General features: G+C 45.3%; 13 protein-coding genes and 4 tRNA genes. 7 read left to right on the forward strand and 10 right to left on the reverse strand.

The window, feature by feature from the left end; translation table 11 throughout:
* Window positions 1-13 precede the first annotated feature (13 nt).
* The 4 genes from EO93_RS15995 to EO93_RS16010 form a co-directional block, all read right to left on the reverse strand.
* Window positions 14-87, reverse strand: a tRNA-Val gene (locus EO93_RS15995).
* Window positions 88-154: 67 nt separating this feature from the next.
* Window positions 155-226, reverse strand: a tRNA-Gly gene (locus EO93_RS16000).
* Between the two features lie 12 nt (window positions 227-238).
* A tRNA-Phe gene (locus EO93_RS16005) sits at window positions 239-313 on the reverse strand.
* Window positions 314-430: 117 nt separating this feature from the next.
* Window positions 431-504, reverse strand: a tRNA-Val gene (locus EO93_RS16010).
* Between the two features lie 453 nt (window positions 505-957).
* On the opposite strand from EO93_RS16010, the gene EO93_RS16015 reads away from it, so the two are divergent.
* Both EO93_RS16015 and EO93_RS16020 read left to right on the forward strand, forming a co-directional pair.
* The gene (locus tag EO93_RS16015) at window positions 958-1,713 is read left to right on the forward strand and encodes an MBL fold metallo-hydrolase (RefSeq protein ID WP_235284312.1); all 756 of its coding nucleotides are present in this window, start codon (window positions 958-960) and stop codon (window positions 1,711-1,713) included.
* 160 nt (window positions 1,714-1,873) lie between these two features.
* A complete protein-coding gene (locus EO93_RS16020) occupies window positions 1,874-3,190 on the forward strand; it encodes a methanogenesis marker 16 metalloprotein (RefSeq protein WP_048163607.1) in 1,317 nt (438 codons plus the stop codon).
* A 685-nt stretch (window positions 3,191-3,875) separates the two neighbouring features.
* On the opposite strand, the gene comE is transcribed toward EO93_RS16020, so the two are convergent.
* Together comE and EO93_RS16030 are read right to left on the reverse strand one after the other, a co-directional pair.
* Window positions 3,876-5,030, reverse strand: a complete 1,155-nt coding sequence (gene comE, locus EO93_RS16025; protein ID WP_235282981.1) for a sulfopyruvate decarboxylase subunit beta — start codon at window positions 5,028-5,030, stop codon at window positions 3,876-3,878.
* 98 nt (window positions 5,031-5,128) lie between these two features.
* Window positions 5,129-6,379, reverse strand: a complete 1,251-nt coding sequence (locus EO93_RS16030) for a cysteate synthase (protein ID WP_048163608.1) — start codon at window positions 6,377-6,379, stop codon at window positions 5,129-5,131.
* 176 nt (window positions 6,380-6,555) lie between these two features.
* Between EO93_RS16030 and EO93_RS17705 the strand changes: the two genes are divergently transcribed.
* The gene (locus EO93_RS17705) at window positions 6,556-6,747 is read left to right on the forward strand and encodes a hypothetical protein (protein ID WP_156161362.1); all 192 of its coding nucleotides are present in this window, start codon (window positions 6,556-6,558) and stop codon (window positions 6,745-6,747) included.
* Here EO93_RS17705 and EO93_RS16040 read toward each other — a convergent pair.
* Window positions 6,722-7,180: a hypothetical protein gene (locus EO93_RS16040; protein WP_048163612.1), complete on the reverse strand. Its 459-nt coding sequence runs from the start codon at window positions 7,178-7,180 to the stop codon at window positions 6,722-6,724. The two genes, EO93_RS17705 and EO93_RS16040, sit on opposite strands and share 26 nt — an antisense overlap.
* A 354-nt stretch (window positions 7,181-7,534) precedes the next feature.
* Between EO93_RS16040 and EO93_RS16045 the strand changes: the two genes are divergently transcribed.
* Window positions 7,535-7,744, forward strand: a complete 210-nt coding sequence (locus EO93_RS16045; protein ID WP_048134804.1) for a zinc ribbon domain-containing protein — start codon at window positions 7,535-7,537, stop codon at window positions 7,742-7,744.
* A 262-nt stretch (window positions 7,745-8,006) separates the two neighbouring features.
* Here EO93_RS16045 and EO93_RS16640 read toward each other — a convergent pair whose 3' ends face one another.
* Together EO93_RS16640 and EO93_RS16060 are read right to left on the reverse strand one after the other, a co-directional pair.
* Complete coding sequence (locus EO93_RS16640) at window positions 8,007-11,915, reverse strand: tetratricopeptide repeat protein (RefSeq protein ID WP_082107696.1); 3,909 nt, start codon at window positions 11,913-11,915, stop codon at window positions 8,007-8,009.
* Window positions 11,916-12,195: 280 nt separating this feature from the next.
* Window positions 12,196-12,975, reverse strand: coding sequence for a tetratricopeptide repeat protein (locus tag EO93_RS16060; protein WP_048163613.1), 780 nt, complete (start codon window positions 12,973-12,975; stop codon window positions 12,196-12,198).
* Between the two features lie 209 nt (window positions 12,976-13,184).
* Between EO93_RS16060 and EO93_RS16065 the strand changes: the two genes are divergently transcribed.
* On the forward strand, window positions 13,185-13,625 hold the full coding sequence (locus EO93_RS16065) for a hypothetical protein (RefSeq protein ID WP_048163615.1): 441 nt from the start codon (window positions 13,185-13,187) through the stop codon (window positions 13,623-13,625).
* Window positions 13,626-13,727: 102 nt separating this feature from the next.
* Here the strand turns inward: EO93_RS16065 and EO93_RS16070 are convergent, their stop codons facing one another.
* Window positions 13,728-14,492 carry a tetratricopeptide repeat protein gene (locus EO93_RS16070; protein ID WP_048163616.1) on the reverse strand — a complete coding sequence of 255 codons (765 nt, stop codon included), beginning with the start codon at window positions 14,490-14,492 and terminating at the stop codon, window positions 13,728-13,730.
* Between the two features lie 458 nt (window positions 14,493-14,950).
* On the opposite strand from EO93_RS16070, the gene lonB reads away from it, so the two are divergent.
* The gene (gene lonB / locus EO93_RS16075) at window positions 14,951-17,059 is read left to right on the forward strand and encodes an ATP-dependent protease LonB (RefSeq protein WP_048134800.1); all 2,109 of its coding nucleotides are present in this window, start codon (window positions 14,951-14,953) and stop codon (window positions 17,057-17,059) included.
* Window positions 17,060-17,061: 2 nt separating this feature from the next.
* Window positions 17,062-18,402, forward strand: coding sequence for a TldD/PmbA family protein (locus EO93_RS16080; protein WP_235284313.1), 1,341 nt, complete (start codon window positions 17,062-17,064; stop codon window positions 18,400-18,402).
* Window positions 18,403-18,404 lie beyond the last annotated feature (2 nt).

Below are 18,404 nucleotides of genomic sequence, written 5' to 3' on the forward strand. Positions count from 1 at the left end.
GAGTATCTTTGAGTGGGCCCGCTGAGATTCGAACTCAGGACCTCCGCCATGTCAAGGCGACGTCATAACCGGCTAGACCACGAGCCCTCTAAGATGCGTGTTGTTTTTACTCCTTATAACAAGTGTACTTGAAATAAGGATTCTAAAAAAGTTATACACCAGTCGGGATTCGAACCCGAGTTCGAGCGTTGGCAACGCCCGGTGATAACCGCTACACTACTGATGTGCTATGTTTTTATGGTGCCCAGACCCGGATTCGAACCGGGGACAACTGCCTCTTCAGGGCAGCGCTCTCCCACTGAGCTACCTGGGCAGGTAGATCTTATTCACCACTGAATTGCTCTTTATGAATCAATCTTTAAAAGAGATGTAGTGCTTTTGATTTTTACCTTTCAGAAAAGATCTCCTGAAAGTTTTGAGTATCTTTGAGTGGGCCCGCTGAGATTCGAACTCAGGACCTCCGCCATGTCAAGGCGACGTCATAACCGGCTAGACCACGAGCCCTCTAAGATGCGTATTGCTTCGGTTCCTCTTACCGCAGTGCAACACCATAGTACGCATCATCATTTATATAAGTTTTGGGTGGTTAGGGGTTTTTCTACTTGAATCAGCCCTCAGAAAAGCAAAAATTTTACATTGTTTGTATCCGCTTATCCCTTATGGGTTCTAATGAGAAATATTTTTTAAGAGATTCGGTTTTCCAACCAGCATTGCAAAATTCCTAATTTTTCCTCTCTATTTATGTAATTATGTAATTATGTAATTCCGCAAATGCCATCTTCAGATCCATTTTCCACATGAAAAATATGACTCATCATATCGGATCAATGAAAACCATATATTAGATTATGGGATACATAAAAACCAACTAAAGAAAGGTTCAATATTCAGAAAACAGTTCAATCTGCAGCTCGGATAAATACTATATTTTTGCCCCTAATCCTCGGAGAATTCGGAATGATTTCCAGCGAAAACAACCGGCAAACTCGTGAGAGGTCGAGAAGCAACAGACCAGAACGCGATAGGCCTTATACTGTAATTAATGTCCCAATGGGGCACTCAAACTCCTATCTGATAATTTCAGGTGGTCAGGGGCTCCTTGTGGATGCAGGATGCCAAGGCAAAATCAAAAATGTCCAGACTGCCCTTGAACAAAATAATCTCATGTTTACGGATATCGTTCTGGTAATTCTTACCCACACTCATTATGATCATACAGGTTGTCTTGCCGAAATAAAAAAACGAAGTGGAGCAAAAGTTCTGGTCCATGCATCAGAAAAAGGATACCTGGAAAAGGGCATGACTCCCTTTCCAGGAGGCACCATGTGGTTCTCAAAAATCATTTCGGGAATAGGAAACACCCTGATGGTCTCTAAATCAAAATATCAGCCCGTCAATCCCGATATAGTGGTAAGGGGTGACTATGACCTTGGAAAATACATCCCTGGTGCAAAAGTCATTTCCACCCCTGGCCATACTGCAGGCTCGATAAGCCTTGTGATCGGAGATGAAGCCGCATTCGTCGGAGACACTCTTTTCAATGTCATGCCCTGGGGCGTCTTTCCCCCTTTTGCAAATGACATCCCCGAACTTCTAATAAGCTGGAAGAGGTTGATTGCAGCAGGCTGCAGGACATTTTACCCGGGTCACGGCAAACCCATAACTCTCCAGAAACTGAAGGCTTCATACGAAAAAAAAGACAAAGAGAAGTGAAGATGAATTCCAAGTTAAGAATTTCGAGTTAAGAATTTCGAGTTTATCCTACCCTTCGAAGTCGCTAATTCCAGGGTTATTCTTCCCACAAAAGTATCTAATTCTCAGGTAATCCTTCTCCCTAAAATAGGATGAATACAATATTTCCGCTGAGGGTAACATGAACGGAGCATCGGACAATACAGATAAATGTCGGACAATCCCCGAGATCCAGGCAAAAATAGACGCTGGAGAGGCTGTGGTCCTTACGGCTGAAGAACTCAGCGCAAGGGTCAGGGCAGGGGAGGAAATCAGGCTAGAAGATATTGATGTCGTAACTACCGCAACCCGCGGTATTATGAGCGGAACGTATGCAGTTCTCTCTTTCAAAGTTTCCGAACCCGATTCTTTTGTACGAGCCTCCAAAGTCCTGCTGAACGGAGTGCCGGCAGTCGTTGGTCCCTGCCCGAACGAAAGGCTTGGGGTCCTGGACCTCATCGTACTCGGGACCGCACACAGCGAAACAGATTCACGCTACGGAGGCGGGCACCTCTTACGGGAACTGGTGGAAGGAAAATCCATTCCAGTGGATGTAACTACCAGCGAAGGGAACCGCTTTTCCGTTGAAACGGGGCTTTCTGAGATGCCTTTTGCACGGCTTTATGCAACTAGGCACGCTTTTAAGAATTACCGGGCTTTCGTAAATCCGGGAAAAGAGCCCATTAAAACCATTTTCCATGCCCTGCCCTTTGAAGGCGAGTTCAGGGAAATGACCTTCTGCGGCTGCGGCGAGTTAAACCCCATTCAAAACGACCCCAAACTAGAGACCATAGGCATAGGAACAAGAGTACTTATCAATGGAGCCGAAGGGTTCGTTACGGGTCAGGGCACCCGCAGTGCTCCGGATAATCCAAACCTTGCCGGTTTTGCAGACCTGCACGACATGACCCCTGAATATATGGGAGGCTTTGCAACTTCCGCAGGCCCCGAAATTATTAACACATGGGCTGTCCCCATCCCGGTCCTTTCCGAGGGGATGCTGGAAAATATCCTTAAGCTGGACAGCCAGATCCCGCTCAAGCTGGTAGATCTTGCAGGCAGGATTCCCCTCTGCGAGATCACTTATGGGGATGTCTGGGATAACACAGACCTGAATGTAAAATACGAACCCGAAAAATGCATTGACTGCAAGGTGTGCTGTGTGGCTGAGGCATGTCCTATGGGTGCGGTAAGCAAAGGAGAAAATGGAGTTGTACACGACCCTGAACTTTGCTTTAACTGCGGGCTCTGCATCTCAAGGTGCAGAGGAGAAGCCTTCAGCGCAAACCTTGGTACTGTCAGCTGTACAACCGGAGGCTGCCTCAGAGATATCAAAGTAACCCTGCGCCAGTCGGACCGTGCAAGAGCGGTAAAAGCCGCAGAAGAACTTAAAGAACAGGTCCTTTCAGGAAAATTCAGGATCAAGGAACCTGTGGAGAGAATAAGCTGGAGAGAATAAGGCTTAAGAAAATTAAGCCGAATTAAAGCTTAAAAGCGGCGAATAGTAGTAAAGCGGCGAACTGAGGCGGTTAAATAAAATATCGGGATTTCCGCCTTTTTACCTGCCTTTTTGCTCTATATGCAGAACTGTGTGGATTATTATGGATCTTTCTGCCCCATACAACCATATTCGCCAGACCGGATCGTTCCTGTCACGCTCGACACGGGAGAGCGGTCTTTCCGATAAGAAAGAAAAGAGAAAACAAAGAGTAAGAGTGATGTGAAAAAGCAAATAGTTAAAGCGATAGAAAAATTGGCAGGTGCTGCAACAAACAAAATCTAATGTTATTTGGGATACTGTCTAAAAAACACTCTTCCTCTCTTCTCTTTCAAATCTGTTTTTCTTCTTTTTTTGCAGGGCCGCCAGACAAGCCGGCGGAAGCGCTTGTATTACCCGTGAATTAAAAACCAGCCTCCGGGGTAAAGAAAAATATTCCCTCAGCCCGTGGACATTTTTTCAGCTTATTGTCCCTCTCTAATGAGATGTCGTTTTGTTGGTAGCTTTTTATCTGGCTGACGGCAGGCCCAGACCCAGTGCGGCGCAGGGAGAGAAAACTGAGAGATTCTTTCCCCCGGGGCTCTGGAATAGATTAACCAGTTAATCAGACCCCACCAAAACTTTTCTTTTCAAGAAAACTTTCCTTTTAAAGCTTTTCTGAGTCCAGCGCTTCTTTGAAGCGTCTTGTGGTTTCTTCCGGGCTCAGGGGAATGTTGGGAGCTGCCGTGTTTCCGGGCTTAAGGATCACATGGATAAAGGATGTTTGCCTGGCATTAAGAGAATCTTTGTACACGTATACAAGCTCCTCTTCCGTGTTGACCTTATGCGTGTTCTGAATTCCGCAGGCGTTTGCCAGGATTTCCAGGTCAATGTAGCGGAGGGCGCAGGTTTCCTGGGAGCCTGTAGAACCGTAGGCACCGTTGTCCAGGGCTACGATGACCAGGTTTTTCGGGGCTTCCTTCCCGATTTCCAGGAGGGCGTTAGGGTTCATGAGGAGGCTTCCGTCCCCATCGAAGACCACAACCTTCCGGTCCGTGCGCAGGGCAAGGCCGAGCCCGATGGAGGAGACAAGCCCCATGGACCCGAACATGTAAAAGTTAAGGTCCCTGTCTCTGGCAGCGTAGAGTTCCTTGCAGGGGACTCCGAGGTTTGTTACGGTGATTTCTCCGTCCAGTTCGGCTGCCACGGCAGAGATCGCATCGTTCCGGATCATGCGGGGTTCAAGGACTTTCTGGGTCAGGCGGAATTTGCAGATCCTTTCTTTCTTCGGCAGCTCCGGGGAATTCCGGGCTTCCCAGGCACAGCAGTCCGAAGCTTCCCACACTTTAGGAGAAACCAGAGCTATGTGGGGCCTGGAGTTTTCAAAGGCATCTTTGATCACATTTTCAAGGAGAGGGAGCTTTTCAGCTTCGTCAATTATCGTGTATTTCAGCCCTGCCCCTTCCAGAATACCGGGCAAGTGGGTTCCCAGGGGGACCTGCGCTTCTATGGCTTCTTTGTAAACGCCGCGCCAGCTTGTCAGGATAGGCAGGGGTATTTTACATGTTACGTTCAGGGACTCAAGGACATTGATCATATTCCCGAGCCCTGTGCTCTGGATAAGCATCATGGGCTTTCCCCCTGCAAGGTAGGCCCCGGCACAGATCCCAACCCCGCTTTCTTCCCTGGTCAATTTGATCTCGGGAAAGTTTTCCGAAACCAGAGGGAGCAGATTTTTGATCCTGTCACAGGGAAGCGTTGCAGCAAGGTCAATACCTGTTTTTTTCATGATTGCTATTACTTCTTCTTCCGGGTTTACCACGTAAATACCTCTTAAGCTTATTTTTCTCTTTTTCTTACAGGTTTTCAGAACTCAGATCAAAACCAGGACCGGAACTCAGATTAAAACCCAGCAGGAACTCAGATATTCAGCTCCTCAAGCGGAACGTCAGAGTCCCGGACAGTAACTTCAGGTTCCACCTGGAAAAGTGTGAAGTCTTCCTTCAGCCGCTTGAAACCTCCGCCTGCAATATTCAGGAGAATGGTGTCATCTTTTCCGACATTTCCGGCTTCTACGGCTTTTAACAGGGAGGCAGCCGCAACCGCAGATGGGGGCAGGATATCTATACCTTCAAGGGCCTCAAAAAGCGCTTTTGCTTCAAGTGCCTCCTCTTTAGTAACTGCATACATAATCCCGTCCGTCTCGACAAGTGCATCATAGAGCCCACCTGTTACGGAATATGGAGGTGCACGGTTGGTAAGCACAGTGGCGTAGGTCTCTTCGATCTGTTTCTTTGCATCTTTCATGTCAATTTCGGGAATTATCTCTCTTCTTCCTGCCTGCCATGCACTGTACATGGGGACGAAAGGAAGGTTCTGGGCAAGCTGGAGCTTTGGAAGTACGGAGCCAAAACGCCCGTCGGCTCTTAGGCGCAGCGCAGCTTCCCAGGCTGAGATCCCTCCTGTGCCGCTTCCGACAGCCTGGAAGTAGTGGTCAGGCATCCTTCCTATGGTTACGGCTGCGTCCAGCATTACAGTGCCCATTCCTTCTCTTCGGGCAACATTCCGGGATCCTCCTTCAGGGACCATGCCGGGAAGTTTTGCAATTCTTCCTGCAAGGTTGATAGCATCGGTATAATCGTTCCCCGGGGTCATACTGATAAGGTGAATGGAATCGGTTGGTTCTTCAGGCAGCCAGAGTTTCGGAATGCCTGAATCAGGAACCACTATATAAACATCCGTTCCTGTAAGAGCCGAAGCGTGTGCAAATGCCCTTCCCGTATTCCCTGCAGAAGCAAGGACAATGGCTTTTCCCCCGGATTCCTTGAGAAGCTGCATCGTAGGATGGGCTTCGAGTTCTTTGAAACTGCAGGTTTTGATAAAAGCCCCTTTCTCGGGCCAGTATCCGCTGAACCCTATGTAAAGGTTCGAAAGCCCCAGTTCCCGCGCAAGAGCTTCACTTTTATACGTGACGGGTCCGGATTCGGTAGTAAGCTCTTCCTGAACAGGAAGCCAGGAATGAAATCTGCCTATCCCGGGCTGGTCTCTGAGCTCAAGCCTTTTTTCAAAGTATTCCGCCCGCAAAAGGGAGTCGTCATCCTCACAGGTTAGCCTGTATTCCTGGCCGTATTCTCTTCCGCATTTCAGACATTTTAATATGAATCGTCCCATTGCTATCAAAGAAAATTGGGTTTCTTTTGCTAAATATATGTTCCTGAAACCAGGATATAATGTCCCATATGTGCCATTGCATGTGGCGAATCGCCATATCGGGATAATGGGTTGTAAGGGATGGAAGAATACCCTGGGAAATAAATTAAAAGAAATAAATGAGGTGGCGAGATGAGATGGCGAGAATGGATGATCGATCAGGGGCAGGAATGATCACAAAAATAAAGCGTGAAATATGGCTCAGAAGAGATCGCAGAAGATGTTGCAGAAGAACGTGCGGGGAAGTAGTTAAGAAAGTAACTGAAAGTTTGGAAAGCTGCGGAAAGTTTGGGCTTAGACTATTCAGCTATAAAAAATATATGGAGTAACTCTGGCATGTTCGATATTTTGCCTGGTCCTGTCAGGGTAAACAAGGGTAAGTACGTCCGGCTGCATCCCTAACTTCCTGGAATCATGCAGGTAAAATTCATCATTTTGTCTGGAAATGTCCTTTATGTGGATTACGGCACTGGTTCTCTCTATCCTCTGGATCTCTATGTTCTCAAAATCAAAAAAGATCTCCTCCAGTTTAGGCTCAAGATGTCTGCTCCCGAACAGGAACATGTAAGCCTGGGCGAAGGGACTGAGGCTATATTTTATCTGGACATCAGCATCCGTCTTATCAAATTCTATCACCATACTGTCAATATGGATATATTTCCCTTCCCTGAACTGCTCCATATTAACTCCAGGTGATACTTTTGCAGCCATTAAAGCAGCCGAGATAATCAGGGCGATTGTAATTATAGCTTTTATTTTCATGTGTCTAACGCTTTATAGGTATTCTTTTCTAATATATTTATTTCCTGCAAAGATTTGCTCCCTTAAGGAAAAAGTCCGGTTGATCTTCCGTACATCCAGACCAACTTTTTATCTGAAGATATAATAATCATCCCTTTCATTCAATAATTATCCCTTTCATTTTTGCATCTTCTTTGTTTTTCCCGGATATGGTCTTATCAGAAAAGATCAGAAAATCCTTTAAGTTCTATCTCTCCGGCACAACCTATGGTTTTTTTCTTTTCGCTCCCGATTTTTACAATAATATTAAATAGTGCAAGAATAAAGCTATTCCATCCTTCAGACTACCTGAAAAAACAGAGTGAGGCTAAAAAAATGAGCAAAAATGTTAATTTCATCTGCCCCAAATGCGGGAACACCTCCTACGAAACCGGCGAAATCCGTTCCACAGGCGGTTTCATCAGCAAAGTCCTCGATATCCAGAACAAGAAATTCACCCACGTCACCTGCAAGCGCTGCAAGTACACCGAATTCTACCAGGCAGACAGCAGCATGCTCGGGAACATCTTCGACCTGTTCACGTAAAATAAGCGAATCGGGGAGTTTTCAGCGCCCGAGTCCCGTCTCGGGAGGACGGTGTCCTTTTCGCTGCGCTCAAGAGGACTGAATTACTTCTAATCTGACCCATACAACCATATTCGTCACATCAGGCCGTTCTTGTCACGCTCGACGCAGGAGAGCGGCCTTTGAATAAAAAAGTCCTGAAAAAGCGGTTTCTGTTAATATTTTACTTGTTCCAACAATTAATGATTTTTCCAGCTCAGTTTTTCTTTGTGCTAAAATAGATTTATTCTGCGGGGATCAGGATGCAGCAGCACTTTTTCTTCATTTCGTCGAGAGTAAGCTCTTCCAAGTTTTGAACGTGTTTATACATTAGTGGTGAGAATGTCTTTGTTGTCTCTTTGTTTTCCTCGCTGTTGAGTATTTCTCTTAGCTCATTTCGGTTCTCACACTTTGCTATTGTCTCAAGCAGTTGAATGAACTTTCTTCCTTTATCCTCTGAACCGCTGAGAATTTCATTCTTCTCAACTATATGAATGAGTTTTGTTTTTATCGGAACTTGTCCCACCTGGGTATCCTTTGCAGGATTGAAGTCTTTACTAATTGATGCAAGCAGGATAAACTGTTCCATGACCCCATCAATAGGTTCTATGATCCCTTCATCCTGTTGCTTGTAAGTGGACTTGTCAAGTGTTGAAACGATTCCGGTAGACCCACCTAGAATTTCTTTATTATTCTCAAGGGCGAAGACTCCATTTGCCATTATGTATGCCCTGTTCCCGGAACATGGAGGGTTGTTTATGTCGTTTTTCGCTGTTTCATAGAATCTTTTCGGATTCGGGTTTGTCTGAGGTACTATAATCACGTCGCAGGCAGGGATCAGGCGACTTTTTAAATCGGCATTCAGATATTCGTAACAGATCATTAACCCTACGCGGAGGTCATCACGAAGTTTGAAAATATGATTGACTTTCCCAGCTTTCATCCCTTCCTTGAAATAGATTTCACGCTCTTCCCGCGCACCAAGCAGTTTTTCGTTGTGCACGATCTTTGAATAAGGAATTACAACAGGGGAGATATTCTTCCTCAAGTCTTCTTCTCCAAACTCCCGGCTGAATACTTTTCCGTACTCTCCAAGCTGTCCTCCCGTCACATAATGGCTGCCTGCAACAACAATAACGTCATTTTCATCTGCATAATCCTGAATTTCTTCCAGGTAATCAAAAGGAATGGAAAACTCCGGGAAAACCACAATATCCGCTTCCCCCTTTACAGCATCCAGAACTGCCCTAACTTTCCGATGATAAGCATCATCGGTTGTGAGTTTCACAACAGAGTTTTCGCCATAAGCATGATATTTCAACTGGACAGTCGCAATTTGCAAATCCCTATCAACGCAAACGCCATTGCGGCAGTCACACTGGAAGATTCTGGTTTTGTTGTCTCTTCCGACGCTTTCAAAATAGTCAATTGCCCTTATAACCGGCTTTTTCTGTATAAGAGTTGTGAAAGTTATTTCATCCTCACCCTGCGGGAAGTAGCCAATCTTCAGGTAGTCGATTTCAACCACATGTTTTTCAATTTCTTCTTTACTGAGAAACCCATTAAAGAGAAACCTATCTCCAACTTTGATAGTAAGTTTCCCTTTCACTTTCTCAGGGTCTTCAAATATGACCTTCAGCTTCCAGTTTTCGTAAATTAGGTTTGGGCTGAAAGGCTCGTCAAAATACTCTTTTATCTTCTCGTTAACGTGCCCAAAGAAATTTTCCAGCGCCTTGTACTCTATTGCACTGACCCTGACATCAAGTTCCTTCAGTAGCTCTTTGCGCGTCATTTTATCTTTTTCTTCAAAAATCTGCGGGATATTCTCAAAAGAAACCCTTATACGTGGGTTAACATCCTCGGGGAGAGTTTCAACAACCTTCTGAATCAGTTCTTTCAGTTTCGGAACATCCACTTCTTCAAGTTCTTCAATGCATTCCAGAATCTTAAGCAGTCCGGTATATACGCAAAAGCACACATTTGCTTTGTCATAGGTCTCTTTTGCGCTCTTGAACTGCTCCACGGCCTGCCTGAGAAGTTCCAGTTCAGGCTGCCTGGAAGCAAGAGCCTCGTTTACAAGTTTTCTTCCCCTGAGGTAGCAGGCGGCAGAAGAACACAATTTTGAAACAGTTTCGTCATCTTCCATTTCCCCCAGCTTTTCAACCGCCTGAAGGGCTTTATCATATTCTTTCGCTCTCTTCTCGGAATTATCTTCAAGTCTCACATTCTTCATCAAAAAGTCAATATATGCACTCAGCCCGGCTTCTGTAACCAGCTTTCTTTCGTGCTTTAGCTTATATTTAATAAAAAATTCCCGCTGTTCTTTGCATAGTTGAAATGCTTCTCTCAGGCACTTCATCTGATTGAAAGAATTAGTTTCCTTTTCCGCTTGTTCTGAGTTCAGTTGGATAAGCCTGATTATTGACTCTGACTTTCTACCTATGGTCAGATACTGCATAGGTTCCGTATAAATTTCGAGTGCTTTTTCGTACCTTTGTTTCGCCTCCTCCATGCGCCCCATATTTTTAAGCAAGTTTCCGAGATTGTTGAGTGTCCCTCCTACGTATGATTGGTATGCTACGTTTTCGGGGTCATTTTGTAGTAGTTTTTCGTAAATTTCTAGGGCTTTATCGTATTTTGCTTTCGCGTCTTCGATACGGCCCATATCAGAAAGCAAGACAGCTAGATTGTTGAGGGTCATTGCTACATATGATTGGTATGTTACGTTTTCGGGGTCATTTTGTAGTAGTTTTTCGTAAATTTCTAGGGCTTTTTCGTATTTTGCTTTCGCGTCTTCGATACGGCCCATATCAGAAAGCAAGACAGCTAGATTATTGAGTGTGGTTCCTACATATGATTGGTATGTTACGTTTTCGGGGTCATTTTGTAGTAGTTCTTCTCTCATTTCTAGGGCTTTTTCGCATTTCGCTTTCGCATCTTCGATGCGGCCCATATCAGAAAGCAAGATTCCGAGATTGTTGAGGGTCATTGCTACATCTGATTGGTATGCTACGTTTTCGAGGTCTGTTTTGAGGAGTTTTTGCCTCATATTGAGTGCCTTTTCGTACCTTTGTTTCGCCTCCTCCATGCGCCCCATATTTTTAAGCAAGTTTCCTAGATTGTTGAGTGCCCCTCCTACGTATGATTGGTATGTTACGTTTTCGGGGTCATTTTGTAGTAGTTCTTCTCTCATTTCTAGGGCTTTTTCGCATTTCGCTTTCGCATCTTCGATGCGGCCCATATCAGAAAGCAAGATTCCGAGATTGTTGAGGGTCCCTCCTACATCTAATTGGTATGCTACGTTTTCGGGGTTTGTTTTGAGGAGTATTTCGTAAATTTCTAAGGCTTTTTCGTATTTTGCTTTCGCGTCTTCGATGCGGCCCATATTTCTAAGCAAGTTTCCTAGATTGTTGAGTGTGGTTCCTACATATGATTGGTATGCTACGTTTTCAGGGCAATTTTGTAGCAGTTTTTCGTAAATTTCTAGGGTTTTTTCGTATTTTGCTTTCGCGTCTTCGATGCGGCCCATAGTTTTAAGCAAGGAAGCTAGATTGTTGAGTGTGGTTCCTACGTATGATTGGTATGCTACGTTTTCGGGGTCATTTTGTAGTAGTTCTTCTCTCATTTCTAGGGCTCTTTCGTATTTCGCTTTCGCATCTTCTATGCGGCCCATATCAGAAAGCAAGATTCCGAGATTGTTGAGGGTCCCTCCTACATCTGATTGGTACGTAACATTTTCTTTATCTGTTTCAAGGAGTTTTTGAGAGATTAAGAGGTGTAGCTCATAGCAATTTTTTGCTTGAAGAAAACGTCCCATTTTATAGAAATGGTTTCCAATTTTGAAAATTTCGTCAAGGTTCATCTGAAGATTTGACTGGTAAGACTTGTTACCAGGATCTTTTGAGAGGAGTTCTTCAGTAGCTTTTAGGGCAAGAGAATGGATCTTCAGGGCTTCTTCATATGCCCCTATTGTCTGCATTATAAGTCCTTTTAAGGTCTGAACATTGAGTAAAATGTCGTTTGTTTTCGCCCTCTTTGCAGCTTCTTCGGCTTTTTCAAGTTCTTCTAAGGCTTCTCTGGGTTGACCTTTCTGCATCAAGGATATGGTTTCATTGAAGTGGTCTATTGCTGAATCTCTCAAACTCCCGGACATAGTTAAAGAATGAATTCATGGTGGCTTAAATATTGTGCTTTTTTACGCTGCAATTGTAACAAAAAGTGTGATCTTAAGCAACGTAAATTTATCCGCTCCCTTTTCAGGTAAAAAGCTTTAATCTGTTTGCGCGTCGTGGAATGTTGGGATTATCGAACCTCACGTGGGCGAAATATAAAAAAACAGTTATTTTTCTCTTTTCGCACAGGAAAGAGCCGCATCGCAGGCGTGCGGGCAAATTAGGGCACAGACAGCTATTCAGGCTGCGAGGTTTTAGATCTCAGAGTGCTTCTATCTTTTTCCGCGTGAGGCTGATTTCTTCCTTAAGCTTTTTGTTCCCAGGGTCTTTTTTGCTCAGGGTTTTCAGGATCTCAAGCGCTTTTTCGAAGTTTTCTTTTGCCTCTGCTTTTTGCCCTTTTTCTGAAAAGAGAGTTCCGAGGTTGTTGAGGGTCATTGCTGTGTCTGAGAGGTATTCCGGGTTTTCCGGGGAGTTTTTGAGGAGGAGTGCGTAGTTTTGGAGGGCATATTCGTATTTTTCTTTTGCTTCATCTGCCTGCCCCATTGTGAAAAGCAGTTCTCCGAGGTTGTTCTGGGTGTTTCCGGCATACATCCGGTAGAATTCTTTTTCGGGATGAAAATCGAGTTGTTTCTGGGAGATTTCGATGCCAGTTTCATAGCACTGCTGGGAGGAGGGGAAGTCGCCTGCCCTCTGGAAGATGTTTCCGAGGTTTCCAAGGTTGTTGAGGTTCATGTGGAGGGTATCAATGTAGAGTTTGTTTTCCGGGTCGTCGGAGAGTAGTTTTACGCTGGTTGTTAAGGAGAAGGTATAGGTATCCATGGCTTCTTCAAGCCTACCCATGGACTGCAGCAGCTGCCCTCTTACTTTTAAGGTGTGAAACAGGATAGCTCCGTCTTTTGCTTCATGTGCGGCTTTTTCGGCTTTCCGGAGAGACTCAAGGGCTTCTTCGGACTTTCCTTTCTGCATCAGGTCCAGGGTTTCGTTGAAGCTGTTTACTGCTTCCTCTCTCAATTTCTTGGGCTTCTCGGGCGTTTCGGGCATATTAAAAAAAAGGCTTTTAATGTTTTATAGGTTGTGTTATAGCCTGCGTTTTTTCCTCAAGTCCCTGCCTTTTTCCCAACTCCTATATATGTTATTAAAAGCTTAATTATAGATGTCCAAAGTTCCATATCTTTCTTTAACCCATGTTTTCGGGATATTTTGCTGCTTATCGACATTAGAATAAGATATATGCAGGTAGGGGGGTCAGCATGGACAGGGAAGCAGAGAAAGACAAAAGGAATAAAAGTTCAGGCAGGGGTATGAGCAAAGCTGCAGGAAAAAGCAAATATGAAAAACTGTACGTGATACTCGTTGGTATCTTCCTTGCAGCCGTCTTTTTCTATACTTTTTACATAGGCCAGTTTCTCTGGGGCATAGTCATTGATATCCTGATCCTGAGGCTTTACTTCCTCATGCAACAGGAACAGCGCTATTTCATTGAATCTGACCTAAATGAAGAGAAAGCCGGGACCCCACATGACCCAAGGATGAAGCGGAAGGTCAGGCTTGTAAATGTCCTGATAACTTTATTTGTACTCGGGATCATCGTCTACTCATATTTTTCTTTGCAGTTTATCTGGGGGATTGTAGTTGGACTAATGATCCTTCTCTATGTTCACATGTTGCTGTTTTCTGAGAAAAACCTGTAAGGCAAACCTGTAAGATAAATCTGTAACTGCACTATCAAAGACCTTCGAGCCTTAAATTCCTTCCAGCCTTAAATTCCTTCGAGCCTTAAATTCCTTCCAGCCTTAAATTCCTTCCAGCCTTTCCCTTGTCAGGGTGATGGCTTCTTTGATTTTTTCGTTTTCAGGCTGCTGGGCTAACAGATTTTCCTGCATTTTGAGGGCTCTTTTAAGGTTCATTTTTGCAGTTTCGGCTTTTTCAGGTTCCTGCTGTTTGAGGCAACTTCCTAACTGGCTGAGCGCGACTGAAAGTTCTGCCTGATAACCAAGGTTTTCGGGCTTCTCATTAAATAGTTTTTCGTAGGTTTCGACTGCTTCATTAAGGACTTCACAGGCTGTATCCAGGGAACCGGACTCTGTGAGGAGAGAGCCGTAGTTATTCAGGTTTTCTCCGGCATAAGAGTGGAAAACAGCATTTTCAGGGTTCTTTGTGATAAGGTCCGAATAGATTTTGCGGGCGCAGGAATAGGATTCGGCAGCCCGGTCTCTTTCTCCGTTCTTTCTAAGGAGGTTTCCTGTATTACTAAGGGTTGTGCCCATATAATGCTGGTAATCGGCATTTCCCGGATCGGTTTTCAGGAGTTCGGAACCTACTTCAAGGGCTCTTTCATAGGTTTCAAGAGCCTGATCATACTCTTTTGCCGAGTAGAGGATACCTCCGCGAGTAAAGAGAATATAGTAAAGAGCATCTGTGGATTTCGCCTGCCTTGCAGACTTTTCAGCTTTATCCAGGGTTTCGAGGGCTTTATCCAGTTTGCCTTTCTTGATCTGGGTTACAGCACTGTGAATCTGCTTCAGGAGGAGAAGATTTTTTACCTTGCTTCTGGACATAAGATAAAAATCCCCTTTGTTTTTTTAAATAGCTGTCGATATCGGTTTGCAGAAACTGGATGAACCCCTCAACGCAAAGTTCCTTTGAAGATGATGTTTAATTATATATAGAGGATGTAGCATACGTATGTAAAAAATATCTTAAAACCCTCTTGTATATCAATTTGGTAATTGATTTTCTGATCAAGTTTTCGACTCAAATGTCCAGCTAGCAAATGGTATATAATAAAAGGTTTCTATATACTGTATATACAACGGCAGGTTAATTTTATATACAGCAAGTTTATATAATTAGCCGAAGTACGGTTGGGGTTACAGTAACTTCAGGAGTATGTTATTGTAGCAGCCGTTTTTGCCCATAATTCTACCATTAAGTTTGTTGTTTTTTCAAAAGCGTCAAGTATATAATCTCGATCAGATAACGTCTATCCAATAACGTTCTAATATGTGAGCTAACCATGGTGTATAATAATAATCAGAACATAGACGGGTCTTCGGAGAATATGGACAGGAAATCCCCTGAAGTGGACGATGCTGTTCCAAACATGGACAGACAATCCCCTGACGTGGTTAGAGCTGGTCCAAAAGTAGACACGTCTGCGGCCGACCAGACGAAGGATGAACCTACTCAGGTCATGGCCGAGTCTGAGTTAAGTGACGAAATAGACGAAGATGACATAGGCTTCCAGTTTGAAGACACTTCAAACATAGAGGTCCCAAAACTCCTTATTGACCAGGTGTTGGGACAGGAACATGCAGTGGAAGTCGTAAGGAAGGCTGCCAGCCAGAGACGGCACATCATGATGATCGGGACTCCGGGAACAGGAAAGTCCCTGCTTGCAAAAGCAATGGCAGAACTTCTCCCAAAAGAAGAGCTCAAGGATATCCTTGTATATCCTAACCTGGAAGACCTTAACAATCCCAAGATCAGAGAGGTTCCTGCAGGGAAGGGCAGAGAAATTGTCATGGCTCACAAGATGGAGGCAAGAAAGAAAGCCCAGGCCCGGAACATGCTTATGATGCTCTTTGTTTTGGGTATTATCATCTATTCTTACTTCGTCGCCCAGCTGCTCTGGGGTATCATTGCAGGCATTATGATTCTCATGTTAACCCGCCAGTTCCTTCCCAAAGAGGAAATGATGATTCCGAAAATGGCGGTTTCAAATTATGACAAGGAGCACGCACCCTACATCGATGCAACCGGAGCCCACGCAGGAGCTCTGCTTGGGGATGTCAGGCACGACCCCTTCCAGTCCGGAGGGCTTGAGACCCCTGCACACGACAGGGTAGAAGCCGGAGACATCCACAAAGCCCACAAAGGGGTGCTTTTCATTGACGAAATCAATACTCTCAGGCTTGAGTCCCAGCAGAGCCTCCTGACTGCACTTCAGGAAAGGGAATACCCGATTACCGGGCAGTCCGAGAGAAGCTCGGGAGCTCTTGTTAAGACCGAGCCTGTACCCTGCGACTTCATTATGGTCTCTGCAGGGAACCTGGATGCAGTACAGAAAATGCACCCTGCACTCAGGTCAAGGATAAAAGGCTACGGGTACGAGGTCTACATGAGAGATTCCATGGAAGACAGTCCCGAAAACCGGAAGAAACTGGTCCGCTTCGTTGCCCAGGAAGTCGTCAGGGACGGGCACATCCCTCACTTTGACGAAGGTGCAGTAGAAGATATAATCAGGGAAGCCAGAAGGCGCGCAGGCAGGAAAGGCCACCTTACTCTGAAGCTCCGTGACCTTGGCGGGCTTGTGCGTGTGGCAGGAGACATTGCCCACTCCGAAGGGGCTCCAATCACAACTTCCGAGCATGTGCTTGCGGCAAAGAGGATCGCAAGGTCCATCGAACAGCAGCTTGCAGACAGTTACCTCGAACAGCGCAGGGACTACGAGTCCTTCATGAGGAGAGGTTCTGCTGTGGGTAGAGTCAACGGGCTTGCAGTTATGGGCGGAGATTCAGGAATCGTGCTTCCCATCGTATCCGAAGTCACTCCTGCTCTTTCCGGAGCCGAAGGGCGAATTATTGCAACAGGCAAGCTCAAGACCATTGCAAAAGAAGCGGTGCAGAATGTATCTGCCGTGATCAAGAACATGACCGGCACAGACATTTCCCGCCACGATGTCCACATCCAGTTCGTAGGGACATATGAAGGCGTGGAAGGGGACAGTGCATCGATTTCCATAGCAACTGCCGTAATCTCTGCTATTGAAAAGATCCCTGTGGACCAGACTGTCGCAATGACGGGTTCTCTTTCTGTCAGGGGAGATGTCCTGCCTGTTGGCGGGGTCACCTACAAGATCGAAGCTGCAGCCCGGGCCGGCATGAAGAAAGTCATTATCCCAAAAGCCAATGAGGCAGATGTTCTTGTTGAAAAGGCATACAGGGATAAGATCCAGATCATTCCTGTTTCCTCTATTGCGGAAGTAATGGAACACAGCCTTGTGGGCCCGAGAAAGAATACAATTATCGAAAAACTCAAAAATATTACAAAACTTAGTTTCGATATTCCGGAAGTATCACCCGCTTCCGTACAGTCCATGAACCTCTTCGGGTGCAGGAACTAATTATGAAAGGCATTATGCAGGACATAAAGTTTTATGACTGCAGGGTGATAGAAGGCAGTTCCACTTCTGTCATCCTGGATAACGGAAAGATCGAAGAAATATCCAGAAACTTCACGAGGGGGGCCGGAGTAAGGGCCCTCTGCGGAGGTTCCTGGGGTTATACGGCTGTTGAAGGGGATATCGACCTCAAGCGAGGGGTCGATGCTGCCTCAAAACTTGCTTTTTCTATGAATGCGAGCACCCCTAAAGAAGAAGTCGAACTCGCAGCCGTAAGTTCTCCTGATGTAAAGAACCTTCCTGAAGTCAGGATCGACCCGAGAGACATTGCAATTGAAGAAAAAGTAGACCTTTTGAAGAGTATTGAAGAGCATGCAAGGATTGCAGGCGTTCACAGTACAAAGGTAATGTATCTCGAATCCGAATTTAAAGTCCAGTACCGAAGTTCCGAAGGTCTGGAATGTGAATATGAACTTTTGAATGTCGGTTTTGCAGTCTCTGCCGTTGCTTCGGAAAACGGCGTCTACCAGGCAGGCAGAGAAAGCCGTTTCGGGTATGGTTATGAGCTTTTTGAGAAAGAAAACGTCCTCGAACTTGCCGGAAATGCAGGAAAGACCGCAATTGAGCTCTTGAAGGCTAAAACCCCTAAAGGTGGAGAAATGCCTGTAGTGCTTGATCAGGAACTTGCAGGAGTATTTGCCCACGAAGCTGTAGGACATGCTTCGGAAGCCGACCTTGTGCTTGAAGGGGATTCCATTCTTGAAAACAGGATTGGAGAACAGATTGCATCCCCGCTGATAACGATGATAGATGACCCTACTCTGCACGAATTCGGGTATTATCCCTTTGATGCCGAAGGTTCCGAATCAAAAAGGACCGAAATAATCAGGGACGGAGTTTTCAATTCCTATCTTCACTCCAGGGAAACCGCAGCCAAACTCGGGGGAACTCCCGGAAACTGCAGGGCTCAGGGCTATTCCATGCCTGTTGTCAGGATGAGCAATACCTTCATTGACAACGGTGATTCTAAATTTGAAGAGATGCTGGAGGACGTCAGAGACGGCATGTACCTTGTAGGCTCAAGAGGCGGACAGGTAAACACCGGAGAAGGCATATTCCAGTTCAATGCCGAAAAAGGGTACCTTATAAAGAACGGAGAGCTTTCCGGGCTCTTAAGGGATGTCTCCCTCTCAGGAAATACTCTTGAGATCCTGAAACATGTAACCCATGTGGGCAATGACCTGAAAATGACTGCCGGAAGATGTGGAAAATCCGGACAGCTTGTGCCCGTATCTGATGGTTCTCCTCATATTGCAATCTCAAAAGCCCTTATAGGAGGTGCCTGAAA

It is taken from the genome of Methanosarcina sp. 1.H.A.2.2, from assembly GCF_000979975.1.
Classification (GTDB): domain Archaea; phylum Halobacteriota; class Methanosarcinia; order Methanosarcinales; family Methanosarcinaceae; genus Methanosarcina.

Excerpts from the sequence above, each read along its gene's own strand:
- EO93_RS16065 (WP_048163615.1), top strand. The coding sequence starts at position 13,185 with ATGGACAGGGAAGCAGAGAAAGACAAAAGGAATAAAAGTTCAGGCAGG.
- EO93_RS16045 (WP_048134804.1), top strand. The coding sequence starts at position 7,535 with ATGAGCAAAAATGTTAATTTCATCTGCCCCAAATGCGGGAACACCTCC.
- lonB (WP_048134800.1), top strand. The coding sequence starts at position 14,951 with ATGGTGTATAATAATAATCAGAACATAGACGGGTCTTCGGAGAATATG.
- EO93_RS16015 (WP_235284312.1), top strand. The coding sequence starts at position 958 with ATGATTTCCAGCGAAAACAACCGGCAAACTCGTGAGAGGTCGAGAAGC.
- EO93_RS16640 (WP_082107696.1), bottom strand. The coding sequence starts at position 11,915 with ATGTCCGGGAGTTTGAGAGATTCAGCAATAGACCACTTCAATGAAACC.
- EO93_RS16040 (WP_048163612.1), bottom strand. The coding sequence starts at position 7,180 with ATGAAAATAAAAGCTATAATTACAATCGCCCTGATTATCTCGGCTGCT.
- EO93_RS16080 (WP_235284313.1), top strand. The coding sequence starts at position 17,062 with ATGAAAGGCATTATGCAGGACATAAAGTTTTATGACTGCAGGGTGATA.
- EO93_RS16060 (WP_048163613.1), bottom strand. The coding sequence starts at position 12,975 with ATGCCCGAAACGCCCGAGAAGCCCAAGAAATTGAGAGAGGAAGCAGTA.
- EO93_RS17705 (WP_156161362.1), top strand. The coding sequence starts at position 6,556 with ATGGCGAGAATGGATGATCGATCAGGGGCAGGAATGATCACAAAAATA.
- EO93_RS16070 (WP_048163616.1), bottom strand. The coding sequence starts at position 14,492 with ATGTCCAGAAGCAAGGTAAAAAATCTTCTCCTCCTGAAGCAGATTCAC.
- EO93_RS16030 (WP_048163608.1), bottom strand. The coding sequence starts at position 6,379 with ATGGGACGATTCATATTAAAATGTCTGAAATGCGGAAGAGAATACGGC.
- EO93_RS16020 (WP_048163607.1), top strand. The coding sequence starts at position 1,874 with ATGAACGGAGCATCGGACAATACAGATAAATGTCGGACAATCCCCGAG.